This is a genomic window from Bradyrhizobium sp. CCGE-LA001 (assembly GCF_000296215.2).
GTDB lineage: Bacteria > Pseudomonadota > Alphaproteobacteria > Rhizobiales > Xanthobacteraceae > Bradyrhizobium.
The window spans coordinates 6,377,073-6,402,417 of the sequence record NZ_CP013949.1 but is presented as its reverse complement, the minus strand read 5'-3'; the positions used below and the strand labels follow the sequence as shown (position 1 = coordinate 6,402,417).

General features: G+C 58.5%; 20 protein-coding genes and 2 pseudogenes. 13 read left to right on the top strand and 9 right to left on the bottom strand.

Annotation, left to right across the window (positions count from 1 at the left end):
* Window positions 1-216 precede the first annotated feature (216 nt).
* The 3 genes from BCCGELA001_RS29550 to BCCGELA001_RS29535 all read right to left on the bottom strand — a co-directional run bounded on the left by BCCGELA001_RS29550 (window position 217) and on the right by BCCGELA001_RS29535 (window position 6,306).
* Window positions 217-1,752 carry an acyl-CoA synthetase gene (locus BCCGELA001_RS29550; RefSeq protein WP_442855182.1) on the bottom strand — a complete coding sequence of 512 codons (1,536 nt, stop codon included), beginning with the start codon at window positions 1,750-1,752 and terminating at the stop codon, window positions 217-219.
* 1,085 nt (window positions 1,753-2,837) lie between these two features.
* A complete protein-coding gene (locus BCCGELA001_RS29545; protein WP_060736925.1) occupies window positions 2,838-3,806 on the bottom strand; it encodes an NAD(P)H-dependent flavin oxidoreductase in 969 nt (322 codons plus the stop codon).
* Between the two features lie 2,218 nt (window positions 3,807-6,024).
* A complete protein-coding gene (locus BCCGELA001_RS29535; RefSeq protein WP_060736924.1) occupies window positions 6,025-6,306 on the bottom strand; it encodes a helix-turn-helix domain-containing protein in 282 nt (93 codons plus the stop codon).
* A 408-nt stretch (window positions 6,307-6,714) separates the two neighbouring features.
* Here BCCGELA001_RS29535 and BCCGELA001_RS36360 point away from each other — a divergent pair, with 408 nt between their 5' ends.
* The 3 genes from BCCGELA001_RS36360 to BCCGELA001_RS29525 all read left to right on the top strand — a co-directional run bounded on the left by BCCGELA001_RS36360 (window position 6,715) and on the right by BCCGELA001_RS29525 (window position 7,946).
* Window positions 6,715-6,993, top strand: a complete 279-nt coding sequence (locus BCCGELA001_RS36360) for a DNA -binding domain-containing protein (RefSeq protein WP_083543437.1) — start codon at window positions 6,715-6,717, stop codon at window positions 6,991-6,993.
* A gap of 172 nt (window positions 6,994-7,165) precedes the next feature.
* A complete protein-coding gene (locus BCCGELA001_RS37510) occupies window positions 7,166-7,360 on the top strand; it encodes a transcriptional regulator domain-containing protein (protein ID WP_144441548.1) in 195 nt (64 codons plus the stop codon).
* Window positions 7,361-7,451: 91 nt separating this feature from the next.
* Window positions 7,452-7,946, top strand: coding sequence for a DUF2285 domain-containing protein (locus tag BCCGELA001_RS29525; RefSeq protein WP_236840772.1), 495 nt, complete (start codon window positions 7,452-7,454; stop codon window positions 7,944-7,946).
* A gap of 203 nt (window positions 7,947-8,149) precedes the next feature.
* Here BCCGELA001_RS29525 and BCCGELA001_RS29520 read toward each other — a convergent pair whose 3' ends face one another.
* Window positions 8,150-9,058, bottom strand: coding sequence for a LysR family transcriptional regulator (locus tag BCCGELA001_RS29520; protein ID WP_008558447.1), 909 nt, complete (start codon window positions 9,056-9,058; stop codon window positions 8,150-8,152).
* A 480-nt stretch (window positions 9,059-9,538) separates the two neighbouring features.
* Between BCCGELA001_RS29520 and BCCGELA001_RS29515 the strand changes: the two genes are divergently transcribed.
* From BCCGELA001_RS29515 to BCCGELA001_RS29495, 5 genes are all read left to right on the top strand, one after another.
* Window positions 9,539-11,122 (top strand): ABC transporter substrate-binding protein, encoded by a 1,584-nt coding sequence (locus BCCGELA001_RS29515; protein WP_060737921.1) that lies wholly within the window; start codon window positions 9,539-9,541, stop codon window positions 11,120-11,122.
* 73 nt (window positions 11,123-11,195) lie between these two features.
* A complete protein-coding gene (locus BCCGELA001_RS29510) occupies window positions 11,196-12,182 on the top strand; it encodes an ABC transporter ATP-binding protein (protein ID WP_060736922.1) in 987 nt (328 codons plus the stop codon).
* Window positions 12,179-13,177 carry an ABC transporter ATP-binding protein gene (locus BCCGELA001_RS29505; protein WP_060736921.1) on the top strand — a complete coding sequence of 333 codons (999 nt, stop codon included), beginning with the start codon at window positions 12,179-12,181 and terminating at the stop codon, window positions 13,175-13,177. Before BCCGELA001_RS29510 ends, BCCGELA001_RS29505 begins: the two co-directional genes overlap by 4 nt.
* A complete protein-coding gene (locus BCCGELA001_RS29500) occupies window positions 13,177-14,109 on the top strand; it encodes an ABC transporter permease (protein ID WP_144441785.1) in 933 nt (310 codons plus the stop codon). Before BCCGELA001_RS29505 ends, BCCGELA001_RS29500 begins: the two co-directional genes overlap by 1 nt.
* Window positions 14,110-14,151: 42 nt before the next feature.
* Window positions 14,152-14,988, top strand: coding sequence for an ABC transporter permease (locus BCCGELA001_RS29495; protein ID WP_060736919.1), 837 nt, complete (start codon window positions 14,152-14,154; stop codon window positions 14,986-14,988).
* An 894-nt stretch (window positions 14,989-15,882) separates the two neighbouring features.
* Here BCCGELA001_RS29495 and BCCGELA001_RS39000 read toward each other — a convergent pair.
* Together BCCGELA001_RS39000 and BCCGELA001_RS29490 are read right to left on the bottom strand one after the other, a co-directional pair.
* Window positions 15,883-16,086: pseudogene (locus BCCGELA001_RS39000) on the bottom strand (IS3 family transposase); the annotation flags it as partial.
* Window positions 16,087-16,202: 116 nt separating this feature from the next.
* Window positions 16,203-17,309, bottom strand: a complete 1,107-nt coding sequence (locus BCCGELA001_RS29490; protein WP_144441547.1) for a TlpA disulfide reductase family protein — start codon at window positions 17,307-17,309, stop codon at window positions 16,203-16,205.
* 1,551 nt (window positions 17,310-18,860) lie between these two features.
* Here BCCGELA001_RS29490 and BCCGELA001_RS37505 point away from each other — a divergent pair.
* On the top strand, window positions 18,861-19,388 hold the full coding sequence (locus BCCGELA001_RS37505) for a hypothetical protein (protein ID WP_144441546.1): 528 nt from the start codon (window positions 18,861-18,863) through the stop codon (window positions 19,386-19,388).
* Between the two features lie 135 nt (window positions 19,389-19,523).
* Here BCCGELA001_RS37505 and BCCGELA001_RS29485 read toward each other — a convergent pair whose 3' ends face one another.
* Window positions 19,524-19,808 carry a hypothetical protein gene (locus tag BCCGELA001_RS29485; protein ID WP_008558413.1) on the bottom strand — a complete coding sequence of 95 codons (285 nt, stop codon included), beginning with the start codon at window positions 19,806-19,808 and terminating at the stop codon, window positions 19,524-19,526.
* A gap of 266 nt (window positions 19,809-20,074) precedes the next feature.
* On the opposite strand from BCCGELA001_RS29485, the gene BCCGELA001_RS29480 reads away from it, so the two are divergent.
* On the top strand, window positions 20,075-20,602 hold the full coding sequence (locus tag BCCGELA001_RS29480) for a hypothetical protein (RefSeq protein WP_060736918.1): 528 nt from the start codon (window positions 20,075-20,077) through the stop codon (window positions 20,600-20,602).
* A gap of 80 nt (window positions 20,603-20,682) precedes the next feature.
* Here BCCGELA001_RS29480 and BCCGELA001_RS29475 read toward each other — a convergent pair whose 3' ends face one another.
* Window positions 20,683-21,018: a hypothetical protein gene (locus BCCGELA001_RS29475; RefSeq protein WP_162492950.1), complete on the bottom strand. Its 336-nt coding sequence runs from the start codon at window positions 21,016-21,018 to the stop codon at window positions 20,683-20,685.
* Between the two features lie 62 nt (window positions 21,019-21,080).
* On the opposite strand from BCCGELA001_RS29475, the gene BCCGELA001_RS29470 reads away from it, so the two are divergent.
* From BCCGELA001_RS29470 to BCCGELA001_RS29465, 3 genes and pseudogenes are all read left to right on the top strand, one after another.
* On the top strand, window positions 21,081-21,569 hold the full coding sequence (locus BCCGELA001_RS29470) for an SDR family NAD(P)-dependent oxidoreductase (protein WP_236840771.1): 489 nt from the start codon (window positions 21,081-21,083) through the stop codon (window positions 21,567-21,569).
* A gap of 56 nt (window positions 21,570-21,625) precedes the next feature.
* Window positions 21,626-21,880: pseudogene (locus tag BCCGELA001_RS39510) on the top strand (alcohol dehydrogenase catalytic domain-containing protein); the annotation flags it as partial.
* Window positions 21,881-21,956: 76 nt separating this feature from the next.
* Window positions 21,957-22,205, top strand: a complete 249-nt coding sequence (locus BCCGELA001_RS29465; RefSeq protein ID WP_060736917.1) for a hypothetical protein — start codon at window positions 21,957-21,959, stop codon at window positions 22,203-22,205.
* 353 nt (window positions 22,206-22,558) lie between these two features.
* Here the strand turns inward: BCCGELA001_RS29465 and BCCGELA001_RS29460 are convergent, their stop codons facing one another.
* A complete protein-coding gene (locus BCCGELA001_RS29460; RefSeq protein ID WP_158511650.1) occupies window positions 22,559-25,324 on the bottom strand; it encodes a CHAT domain-containing protein in 2,766 nt (921 codons plus the stop codon).
* Window positions 25,325-25,345: the final 21 nt, after the last annotated feature.

Below are 25,345 nucleotides of genomic sequence, written 5' to 3'. Positions count from 1 at the left end.
AAGGGCCGGTCGGAAGCTGTCTTCAAAACGGTTGACAAAGGCCGTAGAAGGTAGCCGCGGTCCAGACGCTTGGCGAAGAGCATCGCACGCCGGAAGACCTAGTTGTTCTGCGGCTCGGACCATGGTGGATGGCGACTGTTCGATGTACAGCCGAATAGTCACAATGAAAGTGAACGGCGGTGGCCCATCGGTCAATTGTCGCCGCCTTCATGTCCGTCAAATCTTTCTGCCCAACTCTTCCCAATAAGGATCCCGCAGTCGCCTCTTGAAGATTTTGCCTGAGTCTTCGCGCGGCAGGCTGGTCCGGATCTCGATCTGCCTTGGAACCTTGTAGTCGGCCAACACTGTCTTCAGCTTCTCGCGCATGTCCAGGACGTCAAGCATAACACCGGGTTGGGGCTCGACCACTGCCATCAGTGCCTCGCCAAACTCCGCATCGGGAACGCCGAAGACTGCGCAGTCATGGACGCCCTGCAACATATGTAGAGCTGCTTCGATCTCAGCCGGGTAAATGTTGACCCCACCGGAAATCACCACGTTGTTCATCCGGTCGCATAGGAATAGATAGCCATGCGCGTCGACAAAGCCGAGATCGCCGGAGGCGATAAAGCCGTCTTGATTTATCTCGACGAGTGTCTCGGGTCTGTTGTGGTACGTGAATCCCGGGTAATACGCATTTCGCGAGTAAATCTCTCCAATCTCCCCTGCTGGCAAAACTTGTCCGTGCACACCGATCACGCGCAGCTCGACGTGGGGCAGAGGTCTGCCGACCGTTCCGGGCTTTGCTAGCCAGTCCAGCGAGCTCGCAAACGTCACAGCACCCGCCTCTGTCGAGCCGTAGAACTCATTTATAATGGGACCCCACCATTCAATCATGGCACGCTTTACCTCCGGGGGGCAGGGCGCGGCTCCATGGATCACGTGGCGCAGCGACGAAATGTCATAATTCGTTCGTACACTTTGGGGCAGTTGCATGAGGCGTACAAACATGGTCGGTACCATGAGAATGGTGTCGATCTTCTCCGCTTCGATCAGTCGCAACAATTCCTCAGGTTCGAAACGCGGCATCAGCACCATCGCGCCGTCGCGTCGGCTGAACCAAATTCCAAAAAAATTTGGTGCGGAGTGGTAGAGCGGTCCTGGCACCAGCGCGCGAGCGCCTAGCCCATAAATTATCGTGCGCACATGCTCCAGTCCCACGGCCTGCTCGCCGACTGGCGGGATGCGACGTACCCCTTTGGGACGCCCCGTGGTACCAGACGTATAGATCATAGTCGTCGGCTGGGCTGCGGGCAAAGCCGCACAAGAGGGCTGATCCGTAATCCAGTTTTCGAAATCACGTGCGAACCGCGGCATTGCGAGAAGCGCGGGATCGATCTTGTATGCCCTTACCAATTCCGGCGGCGTTGCTACGCCCAGAATCAAGTTGTATGGGGCGTCATGTCCTAGTTGATGTAAAAGGTCTGTATGCCCTATCAGCACCTGCGCTCCGGAGTCAGCCACAATATACTCGATCTCCTGACGCTTGAAATGCCAGTTCACTGGCACAGCATAAGCTCCGAGCTGCATGATTCCATGGGTGACCTCCACAAATGCGATCTCATTCCGCATCAGAATGCACACGCTGTCGCCTTCCCGAACGCCGAGTCGAGCGAGCCCCCCCGCGATGCGCGTAGCGCGATCTGCGACGTCGGAATGACTGCGCCGTCTCTCACCCGAGATGATGCCACGAAACAATTTGGAAGTTCCGATCATCGTAGCTCTCCTGCTTTAGTAAGATGGGGCGGCCATCGCACCGTTTCGTAAGACCAAGACGCATTGCGTGGGTATTTGGTCCTGGGAAGGGCCGGCGCCACAGTCTTCACGCATTTGAGGGCGCAGGAACGCTGGGGTCACCTCCCGGTTGCGGCTCCCATAAACAATCGTCCTCGGTACGATATTCACGGCATCGCCAATTCGACTGACCATCAATCCTTAACCGCCGCCTAATCGCAGCGCCGCGGCCCCTCGACGAACGCTTTAGATCCTTGGGGCCTCACTCGCCGCAATTTGATACGGCGCCTTCAGCTCCATGGGCTCGGCTCTCGCCCTGCAACTTCACCCCCGGTCAAGTTTGATGTGCAAACTCGTCTCGCGGTGTTCACGCTTCTTGAACCGCATGTGAGGTCGTTGTGTACACTACCAAAAATTGGAGGCAGGCAATGGCGCGTGAAACGACTGCGTTGGATGCCACAAGCGAATGCATTGCGATCCCGCGCTGCCACAAAGCGCTCGACTTTTAGTCAACGGCTTCAGCAATCCTGTTGGTTCGGGTTCAGGCGACGATTTCACCCAAGCAGAACCAGTTCCAGCCGCCAGCTCCAGCATCGTGAAGCTCCGCGAGCGCACGCGGTTAAAGGGCTGCATCGCGCCGCTGGCGCGACCTCACCATCATTAGCCCCTTTTATCTCGGATCGATTACCGCTAGAGAAAAGGCGGTTTCGGCCGACGCTGAGGCCCTCGGCTATGTCCTGAAGACGAGCGACTTCATGGAGTGAAACGTGTCGAGCAGCGTGGCCCTACGGTGCTGACGACCAGCTCTCTTGTTTGCGCTGCAGCGAACGTACTCGGTCATGGCGGTAGGCGCATCTGGTAGAATTGGGAATGAGCGCCACGACCGGTATCGCAAAGGTTGATCGCTGGTCGCAATTGTACGGAACGAGACAGATGCTCGCCTCCCCGATGCAGCGCGCCTCACAACGAGTTGCCGCATTGGTTCATGGCGGACCAGTGTCTTTCGGTTGACGGCCGCATGGATCTCAAAGGGCAGATCCGCGTAAGCACAGGTGGGACTGGCATCAGACGCAGTTCGCCAAGGTCGCCCTATATTCTGCGGCGACCTGCTGCACGAGCTCGGCGGCACCCATGATCGAGCGCACGCCTGAGACCGAGTGACCAGCACTCAAGATATCGATCCACCGCCGCGGTCCTTCGCCGGAGCTGCCACCAAATCTCTGTTTGGCTTGCGCTTCTGACACGGTTTCGTCGAGTGTAGACGGGTCAAGCCCGCAGGCTACGATTGATGGCCTCAGCATGTTGACTGGGAGCCCTGTAAAAGCCCTGGTCAATACAACGTCATCGAGCGTGGTATCCACCAACATTCGTCGATAGGCAATGCTTGCCATGCTCTCCAACGTGGCAATGAAGCGAGTCCCCATATAGGCTAAATCACACCCGAGCAAACGCGCAGCTGCGAGCGAAGCACCGTCAGTGATACCACCGGCGAGTACGATTGGACCATCGAACATGGTGCGAACAGCGCGAACAAAAGCAAATGGATTGGCCCAACCTGTATGGCCTCCAGCTCCCGCGGTAAGCAGAATCAAGCCATCCGCACCGGCTTTCAGGGCGTTCTCCGCGTGGCGCAGCGATGCGACGTCTGAGAACACCAGGCAGCCAATTTCGTGCAGCGGCCCGATAGCAGCTGTCGGCGATCCCATGCTGGTTATCACAATCTCCACCTTGTGGCGCACGATACAGGCGAGATCATCCTTCATCCGCGCCTGGCGCATGAGAAGGTTTGGGCAGTGCGGCGCCGCCACTCGATCCGGTTTCGCCAGATCTTTCTTAATGCAGCTTAGCCAATGATCTAGCTCCTCGACCGATCGGGCATTGATGGTCGGAAATGCGCCAATCGCTCCCGACCGGCACACGGTAGTGACAAGTTCGACCCCAGATACAGAGAACATGGGCGCGACGATCAGCGGTAGGTTCAGTCGCGATGCGATTGCAGTCGGCAACCCGCTTCCGTGGGAACGTGCAATCATACTTATCTCCTGCCATGCTGGGTTACGCTTCTATGTCCTCAAACCATAGCGTTAGGTCCGAGAATCCACGGGCAGCGGTTCGAGCAAACATGAGTGCGCAGGCGACGAGTTGACTTGATCAGAGCAGAGCGAACACAGATGGTGTTTACGAAGCATCGCGAAAACCCGTTGCTGTTCTTGTCAGGCTAATGTTCACCAAGCAATCGGTGACATGAGCGTACCGCTAGCTCAACTGCCAAAGTAGATAGTGTCCACCGGAACTAGCTTCCGATCTATTCGCCGGACTGCTCGATGCCGTCGAGCTCGCTTCTAGCGAGCAATTCTTCCGAGGTTGTTGCGCTGCAGGTGCCGCGCCGGCGCTTTGCCGCACTACGCCCGATCAGCGCATGCTCGGCTGGGAGGCGGATCGACTAAGTGACCCATTCTCACGCTCGACTTGGTTGCCTACTTCCATAGTGCGAAGTCGTGTCCTCCCGTCGAGTAAGTCGGTGACGGTCAGGGACTCGGAGCGATACAGTTTGTCCCAATTGTGAAGAAGCATCGCAAATTATCGCTGACGGAGGGTTCATCCTCATTGCGAAAGGCGATGAACTCCGGCGCATCGTCGCCAGAAAACTTGTTGGTCCGGCCCTTGGTTATGTCAGCGACATGGGCCAGGCGCTGGCGGTTAGAAGCGCTGCTCGACTTGAGAAGTCTGGATGATCGCTGTGGTTCAAGGTGTCAGCAGTCCGGCGCGGCGTGACGGTTGTCGACGTGCTGTTTGTCCTGAGCACGTGCCCAATCTCTTGGACGAAGGACGTGCATTCCTCACATAAGGGCGTGGCGCTCTAAGTCGCGGGCTGCAGCAAAGTCAAATAAGCTTGTCCAATTAAGCCGATCTATTAGACCATGCGCTTCCTGCGGATCTTTGGAATATGAGTTCGATCTCTCGAGATACCTCTAGGATAGAGTCTGAATGTTGGCCATTCTTGAAGAGTGCGTATTTGAGCGCTTGCTCCCGGGTTGCGAACACGCCGCCAAAAATGCCGTTCTGTTCGCGGACCACCCACTTTCCAAAACGATTCTTGCCAACGAAGACCATCGATCGGGTGGAGCTTCCGGAACGATATTCGATAAGCTTCATAACCATTAGACCACGAGTTTGTTGCATCATAATTTGGGACTCCCGCACCATCTCATGCTCGGCTCGCTGTAATAGATCGATCATCTCAAGTTTTGCGAGCGCATCGCCGTTCTCGGCTACGAGAGATGGGTGCTACACTTGGGCCCATGAGCTGCTCGGCGAACATCACACCGAACGTTCGCTGCCCAACGCTTGCCGAGCGCAAAAAGTCGTCGTTGCGGTCGGGATTGTCAGCAAAGCTCGCTTGGCGCCTCCGGGCACGAACTGCACCGGTTTGACGAGGCACACGTGCGAGGAGGCTGCGAGTACATTTGGAATGAGGGGATCATCTGTCGGGTCTGGCATCTGCAACACCGTCCTTGGGTCGCGGCTCAGGAACGACCGGCCGTAACATGTTTGGAGAACCGTCACGATTTTGGCCGTCTCACATGATCGTTGCGGGTTGCGGCAAGCATTGGGCCGTTCTAGTTGGCGCGCGTCAATTCCGATGGCCAAGTCTACCGCAAAGCCCAGGCGAGTCGCGCTACCAATTCTGGGGAAGGCATGCCTTCGGTAGGATTGAGCAGAACGTACCTACCGCATCAGGGCGTCTTTGCGTTCTTTTCACCAACAGATTGAAGAAAATGAGTGCGCTGGGAGTGAAGGCGCTCGCGAAGAAAAAGGATCTCTCGCGCTAATCGGAGTTAACGTACTTCCAGTGTGAGATGGATGCATTTTCTACGAGACAGACCAAGACATCATGCTCGCGAGTTGCTCGAGTCAAATCCCTACAGGTGATGAATGGTGCGGCGAGGCCACCCGTCAAGACTGTGCTTAAGCCAATGACTTCTGCTCAGAAGCTAATCCGGCACTGCCAAATTTCGTACTCGTCCGTTCAGCTCAATCTTCCCGATCGCCTCAATGGTGTGCGCTCCTACAGGCGCAAGATAATCCCGGAAGACCAGTTTCCTTGGCGGAAGGCGAGTCGCTAGAAGAGCTGAAATGGCGCAGCCGAGGTGGTCCGATCATAAAACCGTACCCAAGTTCACGGCCACGTTTTTCATGCAGCAATATTTTTGTCTTGGCAGCAAGTATAAAGCTCGTGCCCAGGAAGTATTATTTCTTTCTGTTGCGTGGGGGATTGGGCTTTCGACCCTTGCGCAACGTCTCAGGAGCCGTGGCCCCCTTGGGCGGTTGGATGAAAAATTCAGACAAATGAACTCCAAGCGTATCTGCGATGCGGTCGAGAATATCGATTGTCGGGTTCTGGGATTGCTGCTCAATGCCGCCCATATAGGCACGGTCGATCCTGGCATCATATGCCAATCGCTCTTGCGAAATACCGCGATCTACGCGGATCCGGCGCACATTCCAGGCGACAAGCGCACGAGCTTTCATGCGCTAAAGCAGCCATTCGGTAGGCCATCAAACCACTGGCTATAACCATACTATTGCGTTACGTTTGCCCATAAATGCGGAAGAGTAGAGTCCGCGCCTTATCCGAACAAAGGAGCGGCACTGGATTTAGTCTGCGAACCTGCCTGGCTGAAGAGTTACGGCGAGCTGCATCCGATGTCGGCCACCTGGTTCAGAGGGCGTACGGCGGTTCTCGTGATAGCGATTAATGGCATTCTGGGGATGGTCGGCGGGACCGAATTGACGGAACAACGGCAGTCACGGCCGCGTAGGTATGCCTTGGCGCGTGTGTTCCTGCAGGTCGCGACAATCGGTTCTCTACGAAGAAGCTGTGAATACGGCTAGCATCACTCAAACCGAGGCTTCTCAATCTGGTAGGACTTTCAGGCCGTGCCGCCCGATTACAAGATCGCCGATTTGGCGCCTGATGCGCCCCAGCTCACGCCATATGACGAGCAACATGCCGCAACGTATATGCGTCTGCTGGATGCCGAAGCCGATAACGCTGATTGGCGGGAAGTTGCGCGCCTTGTGCTTGGTGTTGATGCTAGCCTGGATCCAGAGCGCGCCCGCCGCACTTTTGAAAGCCATCTGGCTCGTGCCAAGTGGGCGGCGCATCATGGCTTTCGGCATCTGCTGCAGCGCGGTTGGCCAAGGACCAAGGAATAAGTGCGCTTGAAACAGTCGTCATTTTTGGTGATGACCGATCGCAAAACTAGATCATCACATCGCGTAACCGCGTCAATCGCGAACATCTATATTGCTGCAACCAGAAATAGTCACATTCGTCGGGCTGCAATTCCCTGCAGATGCGTGAAAGACATACAGGGAAAGTGATACGATGACACGTGCTGACTGGAGATCAGAGAAAGCCTATCCTGACGCCAAAAAAGCGGAAGCTGTGGACATCGCCTGGGAATGGCTACGCCGCAATGGCGAGTACCAGCGCAACTATATGGCCCTGGCGACGAGCGAACGATCCGGCGCGATGACGGACCATTTCAGACGGCAGTGGGGACTGTCTTTTCGCAGCTGATCCGCAAAAGGCGTTCGACCAACAGGCCATTTTCTGGGCGCCCGAAGCGCTAGCGACCGTGCTGCACGTGCGGGCGGCTGGCCACTCGGCAGTGGGGTTTGAGCTGGATTTCAGAACGCTGAGGGCTAGCGAACTTCGACATGCGCCGGATGGATGGCATGCGATCGTGGCGCTCGGAGGAGAGAAGCATCGTCTGTGGCTAACAGAACTTCCACATGGCCGCTCATCTCTTGCGGTCGACCTGCCGTTCGACCGCGATTTCTTGGTTCGTTCGCAGGCAGCTGATCGATTTTGGCTGGCGCTCGACAGGCGGCCCGTGGGACCACCGTCTCTGACGCTGCCAATCTTGACCCGTCGTAGGCTCATCCTCGCCTTGCGCGCAGTCGATGGAGCTTCGGAAGGACACAGCTATCGCGAAATCGCACAAGGCTTGTTCGGCAAGCATCGCATTCCTGATGGCGGCTGGAAAACGCACGATCTGCGCAGCCGGACCATTCGTCTGGTCAAGACCGGTTTGCATCTCATGCGAGGCGGCTATCGCGCCTTGCTCCGTCGCGGTCGTAAGGGCGGGGGAGATGCGACCTGAGCTTTGGCTGATTAACCGGCGATCTCACAACCGTCGTAGTCGGGCCGTTTGAAGGCCAAGCGGTTGTGGCAGGGTGCGGTTGATGTCTTCAACGGCGTGCTGGCCGCGGTGCTCGCGAAACGACGAGCTTGCAGGTGATATGTGCAAATGGGACGCTAAGATTCCGAAAATCGATCAAACGTCGGTTATCACGCAAATACGTGCTAGCCGGCTTCTGGAATCGCGGACTTCTTGCAGAGCCGCGCAACCCATCGGCAAAAGGCGCGAGCGACCTCGAGATTGTCGCTTCGGTCCACCGCATAAGCCCGATATTGCATGCCGCTAGAAGTACGCGATCCCGGTATGACATGGAGAGCCCCTGTACGCACGAGATCGCTGACGATGATTTCGGGCGCGACCAGCAGGCATTTTCCGGTTATGACAGCCGGCAAAGCAAGGTAATGATGATCGTATCGGGCCCCCGACTTGATGTCACTCGCCGTCAGGTTCATGGCTCTGAGCCAGGTCGGCAGTATGTCGGGCCGCGACGTGATATTCAGGATCGGCATTGAGCGGGCAGTTGAGAGAGCTTTTCCCAGGACGTGAGTTGGAGAGCCTACGCAGACGAGCATCTCGTTGTAGACGGCCCAATCGTCAGCCGGTTCAGCGACACACAGATCGCGCGTAAGCAAGATGTCGAAATTGTCCGAGGATCTCGGCGGAGACAATGAACTGATCACGTCAACGACAACGCCGCCCATCTCGGCAGAGAACGCTTGAAGGTTCGGGATCAGGAAGGAGTGGGCGAAGGTGGAAAGAGATGTGTGGACCACAATTCGATTGGGATCCGTTCTGTTCCTGCGCCGCATTCTCTTCGCGGTAAAACACACCGTGTCAAGCGGCTCGGCGACGGCGTCTGCAAAGAGCCTCCCGAATTCTGTCAATTCGCTCCGACGGCCTCGGCGTTGAACAAGATCCGTGCCGAAGTAGTCCTGTAACACAGCCAAATAGCGGCTGACCGAGCTCTGTGTCGTTCCCAATGTGCTCGCCGCACGGGTTACGCTTCCCTCGCGGGCAATGGTCACAAAGACCCTGATAGCATTGAGCGGCACTTCATTGTGTTCGGCAGCCATTTCTGCTCCGGTAGCTTCTGGGTGTCCGCTGATTGTCCACGGCAATGCCGAAGCTCCATCACATTATTCGATGTCTATAGCCGGGTCGCCGCCTATAAACGACATATCGCGCATAAAATCCGCCTTCTTGACGATGTCCGTGACCTGGCTCGCCGAGTTCGATTGCCGTCGACAGCTTTTCAAGAGGTGATCTCCAGGCGCCGGCAAGGGGACGACTGCTGATGTCGCGCTCGACGCGTCTGCCTGGCTCTTGCCTCTTCATGAGCCTGCGACGCGAGCGCCAACCATCGCATGGTCGCAAGTTTACATCGACTTATTCGATGGATGTCATCCTGCCGTAGCAGTTCAGGCTTTTAAGGTCGTGCACAATCGCAAATTGAATGACGTAGGCGTTCAATTTCGGTGATTGGCGAAGGTCTGTGCAAATAAGCATTCGCGCACGTGGCATTCGCACGAATGGATGTGGAACCGGAGACGGTGATGACCCGTATCGATCTGACGCGACGGCAAGCCATCGCAGGTGGCCTTGCCGCAAGCGCGCTAGCCACCTCAGGCGCTAGCACTGCGGCGGAGGGTGAATCTAAGGCATTGATGCGTCGCCGTATCAAAGTCGGCATGTCCGGATTTCCGCGATCCTTCGATCCCGTGATCGCGACCGATACTGCCATTCGCCGGATCATGCCGCAGCTTTTCGATACGCTGATTACCTTCGACCACGCCCACGACATGGCGCTACGGCCCGGCTTGGCCGAGCGTTGGGAGCGGATCAATGCGCAGTCGCTGCGGCTGTACTTGCGCAAGGGCGTTGCTTTCCACGACGGGTCGCCTTTGACGGCTGAAGATGTTGCCTTCAGCCTTGGTCCTGACCATCTGCCAGGACCTGGACGCAGCGGAATGTCCGAGGCGCTTCAGTCGCTCGATCGGCTCGAGAAGATCGAGATCGTCGATCCCTATACCGTCGTTGTGCATGCAAAGGGCGGCGACGCGCTGCTCGAGCAGCGTTTGGCGGCTTGGGGGTCGGAGATCGTGAGCCAGCGCGCCTTCCTCGCGGCTGGCTCGTGGGAGCGCTGGACCACAGCCCCTGTCGGAAGCGGGCCCTACAAGCTGATCGAACACAAGCTCGACATTCGTGTCTCTTTGGCAGCCCATGAGGCCTATTGGGGCGGGCGTCCGCCGTTCGATGCCATCGAATACCGCATCATTCCCGAACTTTCCTCGCGCGTAAATGGCCTGCTCGCCGGCGAGCTCGACATCGCCACTGACATTTCGCCAGACCAGTTCGCGAGCATCCAGAGGCGTGCTGATCTCGAGGTCGTGGGTGGCGCCGTGCAGAATATACGCTCGCTCGTGCTCGATCAGACCGATCCCATTCTGAAGGATGTGCGTGTTCGCCGTGCGATGAGCCTTGCGCTAGATCGCAAGCTGATCGTGCAGAGCTTGTGGGAGGACCGGCTCCCGATTCCGAACGGCTACCAGCTGCCGAGCTATGGGGAAGCCTACATCGACGAATTCCCCGCACTTGCCTACGACGCCCGCAAGGCCAAGGAGTTGCTGACTGATGCCGGGTACAAGGGAGAGCTGATCACCTATCGTCTGCTCAGCAACTACTACCCCAATCAGGTCTCTGGCGCGCAGACCATGATCGAGATGTGGCGTGCGGTTGGCCTGAATGTCAAAATCCAGATGATGGAAAATTTCGCGCAAATTCAGCGGCAGCCGGTGCGTGCGATCTTCGATACGTCAAATACGGCGCTGTTTCTGGATCATCTCGGCCATCCCTGGCGCGAATACGGTCCGAACGGCACTCTGCCGAAGTCAATCGGAGTTTGGCGGAACGAGGAATATTTCGCGCTCGGCGCCAAGCTCCTGGATACCGTGCAAAGCGAGCAGCGCCGCCCGATCATCCGTCGCATGCTTGAAATTATCAGCGATGTCGATCCACCTTGCGTGATCTTGCACGTCTCAGGCCAGTTCTATGGCAAACGCCGCGATGTGCCGTGGCTGCCGGGACTGACGCTCGACCTCAATTTCGGCCCGTTCAACAGAGCTCTGATCCGGACCTGATCGCGATGACGCATACGTTTGATCGGCTTAAAGCCGATGCGGCCTCGTGATGCGGCAAGGACAGGGACTTCGCATGGAGCCGCTTCTTCAAATCGCAGATTTGCGTGTCACGTTCGATGATGTGCCGACGCTGCGCGGAATCGATCTCACGCTCGCGCGCGGCGAGTCGCTGGGCATGGTCGGGGAAAGCGGTTGCGGTAAATCTGTGACATGGCTTGCGGCGCTCGGACTGTTGACCGGACGCGCGAACATAACGGGCAGCGTACGCCTGGCCGGAGACGAGCTGCTCGATGCAACAGCCTCTCGGCTCGACAAGGTGCGGGGCGGGCGGATCGCCATGATCTTCCAGGACCCGGCGAGCGCGCTTAATCCCGTGCACAGGGTGGGCGATCAGATCATAGAGGTCTTGCGGCTCCATCGTGGCATGGATCAGCGCGCGGCGCTTGCCGAAGCCCGTCGTCTGCTCGACCAGGTCGGCATACCCGATGCAGCCCGCCGGCTTCGCGCCTATCCGCACGAATTCTCCGGTGGCCAGAACCAGCGCATCATGATCGCCATGGCGCTTGCAGGACAGCCCGACATCTTGATCGCCGACGAACCGACCACCGCCTTGGATGTCAGCATTCAAGCGCAGATTCTTGAGCTTCTGCGGCAAATTCAGCGCGAGACAGGCATGGCACTGGTCCTGATCTCGCATGATCTCGGCGTCGTCAGCGAGATCTGTGAACGTGTCATGGTGCTTTACGGGGGCCACATCGTCGAAGAATTGCCCGCTGACCGTCTCTTCGCGCGACCTGCTCACCCATATACGAGAGGTCTTCTTGCGGCTCTTCCAAGTCTGGATGGGCCCCGGCAACGCCTCTTCGCCATTCCCGGTGTCGTGCCAAACGCAGCCGCGTTTCCCCCGGGCTGTCCGTTCGCCCCTCGATGCGATCGGCGGATCGGAGGCTGTCGTGATTGGGCGATGGAGCTCGCCGCGCTGGAGGGCGACATCAGACACAGGGCCGCCTGCTTGCATGTCACGAGCGAACCGCCCGCGGGCGAGGTCGTGGCCGCATGACCGCAACCGCTCCGCCCATCCTCCAAGCCGATGGGCTTGTCCGAAGTTATCGATTGCCGCAGGGCCTTTTCCAACCTCCGGCTATGATTCATGCGGTCAATGGGCTCTCCCTGCAGCTGGCTCCCGGCGAAAGCCTCGGACTGGTTGGTGAATCAGGTTGCGGGAAGTCGACTGTGGGCCGGCTCCTGATCGGCCTGGACCGGCCGGATGCCGGCTCGGTGATTTTCGACGGAGAAGCTTTGCCCGCTATCGGCGATATCCGATGGCGACGGCTCAGGATGCGGATCCAAATGGTCTTTCAGGATCCGCTCGCCGCCCTCGATACCCGCCTGACGATCGGCGCGCAAATAGCCGAGCCGCTCGAAATTCACGGGCTTGGCAGCAAGTCGGAGCGAGAGGGGCGGGTCAATGCGCTTCTTACCGATGTGGGGCTGAGGACCGACCACCTCGGGCGTTTTCCGCTTGAGCTTTCAGGGGGCCAGCGCCAGCGCGCCGTCCTGGCTCGTGCGCTGGCCACCGATCCAGATCTCATTGTCTGCGACGAGCCAGTATCGGCTCTCGACGTCTCGATCCAGGCGCAAGTGGTCAATCTTCTGCATGAGCTGCAGGAGCGGCGGCGCATGGCGATGATCTTCATCAGCCATGATTTGCGAGTGGTCCGGCTGATCAGCGATCGCATTGCTGTGATGTATCTCGGCACCATCGTCGAGGAAGGATCGTCTGAGGCGGTTCTTCTCGATCCCTTGCATCCCTATACGCGGGCGCTCGTTTCGGCAGTGCCTAGGCCTGGACGACATCGCTCGCGCACCATCCTTCAAGGAGATCCGCCCAATCCGGCTGCGCGACCGAGCGGCTGCGCATTTCATCCTCGCTGTCCGGTCGCACTTCCGCTTTGTGCGCGGTTCGCCCCAGAGCTCAAATCGGCGCCTGACGGGCGGCGCGTCGCCTGCCATCTAATCGGCGATCTCGGCGCCGAACTCGACAAGGAGAGATGATGGCTCGCTTCATATTGGTCCGGTTGGCACGCGCGTTCCTGACCGTCGCAATCGTCGTCACATTCGCATTCGTGGTGCTGCGCGCCTCTGGCGATCCCGCCCTGGCGTTGTTGTCGCCGGAAACCCCGGCGGAAGCGGTCGAGGCCTTCCGAAAAGCTTGGGGGCTCGATGCGCCGCTTTGGGTGCAATACGGCAGATACCTCTTTGCGGTCGTTCATGGAGATCTTGGCCAGTCGATGCGCGACGGGCGTGCCGCGATCGCCATCGTTGCCGAGCGCATTCCTGTCACGCTAATGCTGACTGCGCCGGCACTGATCCTCAATCTGATGATCGGCATTCCCTCTGGAATCTACGCGGCGCTCAGGCGGGATAGTTTCGCTGATCGGTTGGTGATGATGGTCGCCGTCGTGGGCTTCACCGTGCCATCTTTCGTGCTTGGTCTCGTGTTCGTACTCGCTTTCGCCGTCGAGCTCTCCTGGTTCCCCTCAGGGGGCGCGGGCACTTGGCACCATCTGGTATTGCCCGTGATCACCCTTGGTCTGGGCGGCGCGGCCGTTTTAGCCCGCTTCAGCCGTAGCGCCATGCTCGAGGTGCTTGGACAGCCCTATATTCGTGCCGCGAGTGCCAAGGGCGTGCCTTGGCCAAGCGTCGTGACCGGCCACGCTCTGCCCAACGCTGCGATAGCGGTGCTGACCGTCGTCGGGTTCATGGTCGGCAATCTCATCTCGGGAACGGTGCTCGTTGAAAGCGTGTTTTCGTGGCCAGGCATTGGCAGCCTGCTGGTCGTGTCAGTTGCCAGTCGCGATCTGGCTGTCGTCCAGTGCATCCTGCTCGTCGTAGCCGCCGCCATGATCTCCACCAATCTGACGATCGATCTGCTCTACGGGATGCTCGATCCGCGTTTGCGCGATTTGCGCTCCGGGAGGCGATAATTGTCCAGCATTTCCGCAGACGAGGTTTTGCCGTCTTCAAAGATGCCAAAGGTGTGGTGGTGGCGCGACCGCGCGATCGGAATAGCGATCGCCTGGCTAGTTCTCATGTTTCTTGTTGCAATATTCGCTAGTCACCTCGCTCCTTATGACTATGCAGCCCTCGACCTTCACCATCGGCTCGCTGCACCTCTCGGCCTCGGCGGAACCATTGCGCATCCCTTCGGCTCGGATGAGCTCGGCCGCGACGTGCTGGCGCGCCTTGTTATATCTATCCGCATCAGCCTCCTTATTGCTTTCGGCGCGACGTTGATCGGAGCCGTCCTTGGCATCACGCTTGGCTTTTTGGCCGCTCACTTCCGCGGCTGGGTAGAGCAGGTCATTCTCGGCTGTGTCGATTTCCAGGCAAGCATGCCCTTTCTCGTTCTGGCGCTCGCGGTGCTTGCTTTCTTCGGCAATTCTCTGCTCCTTTTCGTGGGGCTCATCGGCCTGCACGGATGGGAGCGCTACGCCCGCGTCACCCGCGCTCTTGCGATGAGTGCCAACGAGAAAGCCTATGTGACCGCAGTGCGGCAGCTTGGTGCAAGCCCGGGGCGCATCTACCTGCGCCACATCTTGCCGAACATCGCATCGACCCTGATCGTTACCATGACGCTCGCCTTTCCGGAGATCATTCTACTCGAGAGCGGCCTTAGCTTTCTTGGCCTTGGTGTGCAGCCGCCGCTGACATCCCTTGGCAATATGGTCGGCTACGGTCGTGACTATCTGACCCGTGCTCCCTGGATTCTTGTTCTCCCTTCGCTGGTTATCTCGCTTACGACTTTGTCGATTTCGCTGGTCGGGGACTGGCTGCGCGACCGGATCGACAAAACATTGGCGTGAGATTTTGAAACAGCCAGATCAGAGAGATCTCATCCCTGGCATGGGAGAAGATCGTACTCTTTCGCAATATAGCAGAGAAGTTCATGCCTTCGTCGGATCTTTCGCGTCTCAAGCTGACTTGTTCTCGCAATGGCGAGGCAAGAGGAGCGCCAGGCGCCCGGTTCGGTTTGCAGTTTCCTGGCTGGCAAACCTGAAGACGCGTGTCTCATCAGCCGGGGTTCCTTTCCGGGCGTATCAGGTCGACAATGATCGTCATCAACAATACCGCTCAGGTGGCTTGGACGTGCAGCAAAGCGAGTTTGCTTTGTGCGACCTGGATCGATGCAGGCGGCCGCGTCATTCAGAAAACAACGCTGCGCCACGATACATCTGTGCAATCCTTCGAAGCCGCTCCGCGTCCCGTCGTCGCGATGGAGGCTTGCCCAAGCCCCAATGGCTGGCACGCAAACTGCGGCAGCTCGGGCGGTGATCCATGCGCAAGGTCGTGCGTAATGCATCGAAACCAGACTTCTGATCGTCCGGGATCGTGGTTGCCTGGCCTCGAAAGCGCATGCATGTCAACAAGGTTACCGGAGCGTTCGTGGCAAAAATAGCGCGAGTGGCTGGGTCAACCTCACATGGCCCTCCTCGACTTACGAGCGTCGCCTTTTCGCTCGCATAACCCCAGCAGATTGCGAGGTTGGAGGTGGTGATGCCGAGACATTCGATCGGCGCCGCGTAAGCCCTTCGCCGAAAGCAGGCCAGGGCCCGATTAGCTATCTCGGAACGCGCCGTTCTGATCTTATCATGGCCTGGTCGCAACGGCAGCCCACTCACGAGAGGCCGGGTACATTTACGCAGACTATCGAAGTCGATCGCTTACGAGCCTTGCAGAGGCGGGGCAGACCATACGTTTCGGCGGATCACGTCCTGCAGCATCTCCTCCGTCACGCGACAGATCAGATCCGCCACCATTGACGTTCTTGTCCCCGAGCTGCTTTAGCCGCCGCATCTCGGTCGGCAACAGCCGTCATACTTCTTCTTCCAAATGAAGTAAGATGCCTGGCTGATCCGGCCTAGCGGCAGGTGTTCGGGACTGTCATGGCCCTGCTTGAGAATAAACGCCTTCTAGGCGTCCTAAAAACTTCCAGGCCTTCATCGTCCGTCGCTCCTAGTCGACGGGATTCGGCAGCCGAAAACTCTAGCCTAAAATGGTCGAGTTTGTAGGCCTCCGATCAATTTGACGCTTCGGTCAATCTGTCTTTTGGAGCTGCGCAAATATCGCCGTAGCAAGCCTTCTCACCCTTGTAGTTGGCGAGCGTCTGGACCAACAATGAGATGTCGTGCTGTTTCTGTTCAACCGAGATCGGCTCAGAACTATCCAGCGACTTCAGCGCCGCATCAACCAGCTCGATCGCCCGATCCTTGTTGCCGCTCTCGTAGTAATACTGAGCGACCGTCGGATATATCAGGTACTTGAGCCCGTCGCCCCGTTGCGGAGGATTCAGCGCCAGGATATGTTCGGACAACTCTTTGCCCATCTCAAGGCGCTCGGCGCGAGGCAAGTGGGAGTTATCATTCGCCGGATTGAAGAGCTGGCGCAGAGCCTCTCCCATCCATTCTTCAGCGTTTTTATCGATCGCGTCCCGAACGAATTGCCGCATGACCGGCAAGCCGGATTCCAAGTCACGCAGTTTATGAAGCAACAGATCCGCTTGAAGTGTGCGGTAGTTAAGGCTATCGGGCGTCACAGCGAGGGTCTCTTTGACAACCGAAAGCGCTTTCGCCCAATCGCCCGCCTTCAGCGGCGGCATAAGTTTGGCGAGGCGCTCGCCTTGAGCGATCCGCTTTGCCTCGGCGGCTTTAGCTTCATCGCTGGTGCGCCACGCTCCGTTCAGAATTTTTGGAAAAATGTCGTCGAGCTGCATCAAAGAGCCAATAAAGGCGATGTGGCCGTCACGGTCGACGACGAACAAGGTGGGGATCCCGAAAGATAAGCTGTGTTCCATCCAGAGCTTGTTCATTTCGCCCGTGTAGTCGAACCCAATTCGGTAGTTGGGATTCGGCACCTTTTCGGTCAGCCATGCGTCCAATTTGCTTCGAGCCTCGTCCGCTGTCCCAGCATGTTCATAAGTTGCGAGTCCCAGGACCTCAACTCCAATGTCTTTGTGTTTTTCTTGTAGCTTGGTGAGAGGGGGCAGCGCCGCCACACAAGGTCCGCACCAAGTTGCCCAAAAGTCGACGATGTACACTCTCCCCCGCTGGAAGCTGGCGAGGGGTTGACCGCGCAGCCAGCTCTCCACCTTGATCGGAGGAGCTTTCGATCCTAAGCCTAGCACCATGTTACCCTCCAAAACGATTGCTCGAGGCTGCGCGAAAGTTTGCGCGCGCTGACCTCTGATTTAACCGGCACCTGTGACGCTGGTGCCTTGGTGTAGGCGGAGTGCCCAGCGAGCTGCGCGGCAAATGTCGGTCGCGCCACGCCAAGCGCGACGAGACCCCATAACACGAGCAGTAATTTCTTTCTCTCAGAAGAGGGGCATATGGGTTCATGGAAGGGTCTTGCCTGCACGCACTGCGGAGTTCACTGCGCCATAGCAGCAACATCCGTGCCAGCATCAGCTGCAGTAACCGCCGCGCCGTGAAAACGGACCCCTGGTATTTGGAACGCTTAAGGACCGCGCCCGATTGCAATAGCCGGCTTGATCAGATTGACGGTCACAACTGCCGACGTATCCGCCTTCCTGATGCAGCTGACAGACGTCTGCGCCGGAAGCCTCTCCGCCGCTTCCACCTCAACGGCCGAGAGACATCGGCGCAAGGGGTGCCACTTCCCACACCAAATTCGGCGAGCGACGGGGTGACCGTTTCGCCATAGCTTGCCATTTATTGCAATTGCCGCGTGAGACTCCTTTCGTTGTTTGACGCTTCGCAGACAGCGATGGCTCATAAGCTACGTCGCCTGTGAGCAAAGCCCACATGATTCGCGCTTTCTTGTTGGCGAGAGCCACGGCCACGACATTGGGATTGCCGCATCTCGCCCAGCCAAATGCCTAGCGGATCCTGCTTACTGGTAGCCGGCTAGCCGCGTCAAACATTCAAACCGCAAGTTCGCGCTGCTTTTACGGCAGGTTTTCCTAGAGGGTGCGAACCGTGCAAATACGATTCTCGCGAAGATGCCACCCGCTCGCATTAGCTTGTCAGCGAGCGCATTACCTTCTAGCCGAGCGGGGCTTGAACGGAAGGGAAGTGCACAACTGTGTGACTTGGTCCGTTTGTGTTAAAGATGCGCTCGGCCAAACCGAATTGAAGTGGTTCAAGCTCGGTTACAAGGCCAAGTTCGCTTAGCTATGCAACTACCTCGCGCTCTGGCAGCGCAAGCCGGCCGGGGATAGCGACCAGCTCGCCTTCGTAGATCGCGTTTCCTGGCGACGCATTGTGCTTGGTGAAGTTGCGCACGTGTTGTCCCGATAACGCCGCACCGGGCCGGGTTGGTGATGGCGTGAGGTCTTCGGCAGATAGTGTCGCGGGTAATTCTCAATTCCGTCAATCAATTCTTTGATAGTCACGTCGCGTAGCTCGATCATTGAGAACGTTGATGACCACGTTTGTAACCTCAGCTTCAGTAACTCAGGACATGTTCCCTGCCTTCATTCTGGGATCGGCGCCTCTGCCACGCCCTACGCCAACGGCGCGCGCGTGAGGGCCACGGCAACAGCCGGCGCAACTGGCTCTGTCGAAGGCGTCGCGGCCTACAGCGGAACGGCTTGACGATAACCGCTGACAAGACGAGCGGTCGCGGTACAGGTGCGGCCTGGCGTAGCGGGCGAACCGGCACTGGCTTGGATGCGGCGATAACAGCGTTTGGCGAGACGCTCGGCGCGGACGTTGCCATGAGCACGACCGGCGTCTACGCGGACGGTCCATCGGTTGATGCCGGTACTTCCGGGACTTTCTACGTGTCCGGTACAGTGACTTTCGCGACAAGGAGCAGGGGCGCGTTTGCCGCAAAGCTGTGGGATGGAGCGACTGTCATCGCATCGACCACCTACACGTCAGTTGCTCGCGAACGCGGGCCCGTGTCTCTGAGCGGGTTTATTACGAACCCCGCCGGCAATCTGGGTATTCCGGTCGCGGAATGCTGGCTCGCCATCCGGTCAAACCTTCAACAACTCGGCCTTGAAGGACAGCGTCATCAACGCAATGAAGATTGCCTGATTTTCGCCGTTGCGCGCGGCGAGCTAGCGACTCAAATTCGGTGCAGCCCTCTGTTCTTCTTTTTGCGCTTTGCAATCGCCTTCGTGACCTGCTCTCGCAAGCGAAGGATTTCGGCCCATCGAGCCGTCAAATCCGGATCGAATGGCGCGCCGTCCCGCCTTGCTTTTTTTGACGGTTGCGTTTTGCCCATGACCGCAGCCTAGCGGCCGCGCGTCTGGCTGGCGCGATCATTCCGTCATTAAGCTTGATGGGCGTGGTCTGGGTTAATTCTGGAACCGCACGCGCGGACTTGCGCGGTCGAGCTGCAAAAAGTACTTAAAGAAGCGCATGGCTCACGATCAATCGCAATCAAGTGGCCCGTCTATCAATTGGCTCTTTTGGTCTCTGATGTTCGAGGCGCTCGCGTCCTTGTCGCTCAAGCCATCAATAGCGTCCGCGGCTAGCTGGCCAGTTCGATCACCTTGTGTCGGATAACCGTCCAGCCAGTCCTGTTCGGTCGCTAAGGCGGACCACGCCCGCGCCATGCGCTTGTAGCGGAGTGCCGCCTGCGCGTTGGTCGCCTCTTCGGCGAGTTGCAGGCAGTTCTCGGCGTTTTCGCGAAATTTATCGGACGTTCTGGCCATCGGAGATAACAAGCTTCCGGTGAATTGGTTCCGTTTTGTAGACTGCAGATGCCCGGCGCACCTTCAGCGCATTTGCCTGTACTTCGCCTAGCGACGGGGCCTGTCCTTGTTCTTCTGGATGAGAGGCGGGCTTGGTTTAGCTTGCTCCCGAAGTGGTTCACGACGGCGTTGATGGCCATCAGAACCAGCGCCGTTCTGAGGTCTTGCCGGCCCACCAACGCGCCGGCGACCCCTGGCGACTTCTCTAGGTGCGCCACGACTTTCACATGACCTTCTGCGATCAATCGCAGGAACAGGACACCGGACAGGTTGAAGCTTTGACGTGCGTCGACGGCCGCCATCAGGCCGTCGGAGGGGCGTCGATCGGCGATGATCCGCCGAGTATTCGTGCGATGAAAGCATCCAGATCGCTTCGCAGAAAGGCGTATCGTTGTCTCCACTTGCGGCCGCCGAACAGGGGTGCGATCATGCCGGAGGAGATGAGCTCGTGCACGACTTTGCCTTCGACGCCGAGAATGGCTCTTGCGGCGGTGAAATCCACGCTGTTTCGGAGGTCTTTCGCGATTGCCCTGACGGCCTCACCGTATGAGCCCGAGATTCACGCCGAGACTGCGCATCTGCTCTCAGATGATGCCGCATTCCTTGGCGGCTTTCTTCAGGGTGTAGGTGCCGGGCAGCACCGAAGCATCGAGCGCGATGCGGCCGTTGAGATGGAGTTTTCGTGGGCGTGCGCGACGAATGCCTCGGACAGGATCTCCGAGAAGGACCGGCCGCCCTTCGCGTTGAGCCAGTAATAGAGCCAACCGTATGCGGTCCGTGACTTCGGTCAATTCCAGGGCATTTCGACGGACGCCGCGAGACAACGCCGCTGCGTTCAGTCGCGAAACCAGCCAGCCTTGATCGCCTCCGCGATGGCTTCGACGAAGACCCGCGTCTTCGCCGGGACCAGACGTCCCGGCGGCAGGATCGCGTAGACGCCGCCGTCGCCCTTCCCTGTCCAGCCCGGCAGTACGTGAGTGAGTTTCTTCTCCCGCAGCGACGACCGAACCAGCAGTCCGGCAGCAACGAGATGCCGGCCCCGTCGAGTCCGGCCATCAGAATAATCTCCGAAATGTCGGCGACGAGTGCGCAGTTCGGGCGAAGGCATCGCGACTGCGGAACGGTTTGCGAAGGAAGGGTTCGAGATCGTGCTCGCCGCTCGCAGCGCCACGAAGACCCCAGCAACTCGCGGACTGGTTGAAGGCCAAGGGCTAGAAGGCCGAGGTGAAGACGGTGGACTCAAGTGATCGGAAGAGTGTCGTTAAGCTCGTCGCCGAGGTCGAGAAGCAGCACGGCCAGATCGACGTGATGCACTACAACGCGGCGTTGATGCGCAAGGCGAGCGTCGCCGAGCAGCCGAGCGACACGTTCAACAGCGATCTGACGGTCAACATCGGCGGCGCGCTCGCGGCGGCTCAGGCGGTTGCTCCGAAGATGGAAGCCCGCAAGTCTGGCGCAATCCTGCTGATGGGCGGCGGCTTCGCTCTCGCTCCCAGCCCGGATTACCTGTCGCTCAGCATCGGCAAGGCCGGCATCCGCGCCTTGGCGCAGGGGCTCTTCGAGTCGCTGCGAGAGAAGGGCGTCCACGGTGCGACGGTGACTGTCGCGGGCTTCGTCTCCCCGGAAACCAAGGAGGCCCAGGCCGTCGCCGATCACTTCTGGCAACTCTACAGCCAGTCGAAGGACGCCTGGACCGTCGAGGCGACCTACACCCCCGCCTGAGTTCGATCACAAGCCAATCATGCCGCGCGCGGGACCGCCTCGGGCCCGGCGCGCGCGTGCAATTCTGGAGGCCACATGACAGCAGCGGCAATTCGCCTGGAGAAGGCCGGAGGACCCGAAGTCCTGAAGACAAACGGGTCGAGCAGGAAAAGCCCGGCGCCGGCCAGGTCTGGCTCGACCAGGAAGCCATTGGCGTGAATTTTCTCGACGTTACGCAGCGCAACGGCGCGGTGCCGATCAAGCTCCCCAGCGGGCTCGGCTTAGAGGGGGCGGGGCTCGTCGCCGCGGTCAGTCCCGACGTCACCAACGTCGGCGTCGCCGATCGGCTATGCGGTCGGTCCGATCGGCAGCTACGCCACAGGACGGCTTTATCCTGCGAACCGCCTGGTGAAACTACCGGACGCGATCAAGTCGGAACAGGCGACCTCGATCACCTTCAAGGGCATCACGGCGCAGTACCTCATCAAAAGCACCTTCCACGTCAAGCCCGGACACGTCGTGCTGCTTTTCGGCGCCGCCGGCGCACTCGGTCAGATACTCGCGCCCTGGGCGAAGCACCTCGGGGCCCGGGTCATCGGCGTCGTGTGTCGTTCACCCGTTGTTGCCCCTCCGATGGCCTTCCTGATCTTGCCTTAAGGATCGATGGCCGCGTATCGGTTATGCCGGCAGCACGCATAAGCTCCAGCATCTCAAGTTCGGAAAGTCGGCTGATTAGGCGATACAGTGCGCTGTCGTCGGCCATGCTACTCCTCCCTTTCATACATCGTTGGTCAGTTGGCATGTTGCGCCGCAAAAATAAACGGAATCGAGCGCGTCCGAGGGGGCAAGGGAGATGTGATCCTCCCTAAAGCGCGATGAGCAAACAGATAGCTTGTATGCTCAGCTATTTGCAGCCGGGAAGACCTTGCATTGGAGCGTCCTCGCCCGTTCACGCATTGATCCGAAGCGCGTCCGGTCGCTCTATTGCGTCTGTCATCGCACTTCCTCCGCTAAACAAGATTACCGAAGGCGTCGGGGCGCAGCTTCTCGGGAACCGGAGGAGGATTCCCGAGCGTCTTGAGGATTTCCTTGCGCACCAAGAGGGGCGTGCTTGCCGGGAGACTACGCAACGCTCCCGCGATGAGCTCGATGCGCGTCTTCATGTCTTCCGGGAGCATGAGGACTCTGAGTGGTGTATCACGCTCGTACAGCACTGGTAGGCACCATGTTCCGTACGCGTCCTTGGGGGTGTCCTGATATTCTTCGTGCAGCTTTTCGCGAGCGGCGTTGACAGCAAGCCCCAGATCCAGCATGGCTGCATCGCCCCAATCAACACCTGAGAGCGATTCCTTGAGCTTTTCGAACACGCGTCCATAGAACGCGCGCGTGAATACGGTTGCGGCATCCGCCTTGATCGGCTCCGCCATGCCGATAGTCACGGGGGAGGCGCTCTGAGCCAGTTCGCTTGCCATGGACGGAAGCGATCCCGCAGGTGTCGCCCCGCTGCAGGTGTTCAGCACGGTTAGCCATGTGGCGCCAGTTGAAATCAGAACTTGCCGCAGGCGCTCAATCGACATACGGACACTTCCGATCCTTTTTTGAGTGTCCCAATCGCAAATTGTCGCGAGTTCCAGAAGACGCTCCCCCGCCTCGTTTAGGCCATGGCAGAAGAAGTGGACGATTTGCGGCGATTGATCCTTGATGACCTGCCCGACTTCAAGGGCAGATGGCGGCACAAAGGTAACGTCAACTCCGGGATATTCGCTCGCCCTATCGATCAATTGTTGCTCACCAAGGTAGATGGAACATATGAGTCGGAGACCCCGCTGCCTCGCGAGCAGCACTGCGCTGTGGATCGCTTTTAATTCTTCCTCTGCCGATGCATTCGCAGCCGAAAGGAAGGCGATCATTCGTATGGGCCAGCTAAAGGTCCGCACGCCGGGATCTCGGATGTCCGATTTGTAAGCGATACGAGTAACGGTGCAGTCCGGCTTGAGCGCGAGAAACGGCGGCATCGAGACCGCCTCCCATCGTGGCGTTTCAGCCTCTGGCACGTCGACGACAAACCGAAGCGCGGACGGAGTAGAGCCGGCGATGCGCTCGAGCTCTGCTGCGACCGCCCTATGCCGACAAAGAGCGTCCCTGATTTGGGTCGCATAACTGGTCACGTTCTGAAGTGTGTCCAGCTTTGGTAGCTTGGCGTAATCCAGGAACATCGATTTGTGTCTTCTAGAATCGTGGTGGCCTACCAAACTTTTTAGCAGCCGCACGCTCAGCCTTCCCTTGTCTGAGGCTCCGATCTCAACGATAGCTTCGTGCGGTCGTACGAACTGCGATGGACTAATCGATGTTCGCAGGTGGGAACGAGCGTCGCCAGTGGTTGCTGACGTGCCCAAAGATAGATGTCGCGAGACAACGTCTTTGATGTCGGAGAGCGTCTGCCGAACAGAAGCGGAATTTACAGTTTTCCCGATCCCATTGGACCTGGATAGTAGAACGTCGTCCGACGCTCGGCGAAGTTCGTCGAGCATCGCGTTCTCAAAAAAGCGCTGGGTTGCCGAGGCCCAGTTTGGCACCTGCTGGGGCGGAGGAACGCTGCTTCCTTTCGTTAACATTGCCGAGTTGTTGGCCGGGCTCTCGTCTCCGACCTTTGTAGCCGCGTCTGCAACGGCACTCGGCAATCCATATAGGAAACCGCGCAACAAGGTCGGCGGTTGTGTCGGCTCTGGGGAGAGCAGGAAACGATAGCCGTCCGTGAGGGCATTTGCGTCGTCCGGCACTTCGAGCGGATGGTAGAGCAACGGTCCGGGACGCGTGTGCGCGGCCGTGTCTGCGAAGAACGCAGCGGCATTCATGCAATGCAAATGCGTCCGCGGAGTAATGGTCACGGCCCACGCGCCCAGAAGCGTGAGCATTGCGCACAGATCTTCGACAGAGAGCCACGTTACGACTTGCCGGCCCTGTGTTTTCCACGGCTGCCTGAGAACCAGCATTGAGTTGGTCATGGTCGGCTCGACATCACAGATGACGTGCACAGCGTCTAGAGCTTGCCCTCCAAGTGATTCGGACATCCATTTGGTCCATAGCCGCCGTAGATCAGCTGGCCCACGCCTTATCGGAGGTGGCTGGTAAAGCTGTGTCGGTCTTTCAACGAGCTGTTCGGAAGGAAGCCGCGTGAGCAGCTCATGCCAGGGCTCCGGCGCGAAAATATGCACCCGTGTCTGCAGGCGTTTCGATCCGGTCAGAATGGCTTCCACCACCGCTCGCACCTGCCAAACCGTACGGTCCTGATGAGCGTTCGGATCTGCGGTAACAAGAATGGCGACGTCGGCAATGTTCTGATCCTCATGTGGTCGCTCTAGGAAAGTCGGCAAGCGCAAAATGGGTCTGCGGAGATGTTCTCCGAGGGCCGATTCCCAGGGAAGCGCACCAAGCAGACCATAAGGCCGAACCAGATCCAGCCACAAAGGTTGCTCAGCTGGCAGAGCCTGCGCGGTCAACTCGTCGCGCAAATCCATAGCAATCTCAGGTGGCAAAGTGAAATCTTGTTGCGGCTGCAGGAGGCTTGATGGCACGCCCATAACCGCAAGCGGGTACTTCCAAACGCGGTGTTCATGCTGAGCAACGCCCGTGCGCTGGCTGAGATCGAACTGAATCTCCGTGTTCCCGGGAGAAAAATTGAGGCTAACATGGAGAATGACCCCATCATGCTTCGTGCGAGCGAGCAGCTCCGTCGCAGGCAGTGAAGATGGCAAGAACAACTCAAACCCAGACACTGTCATGCTCCTTCCGTTTTG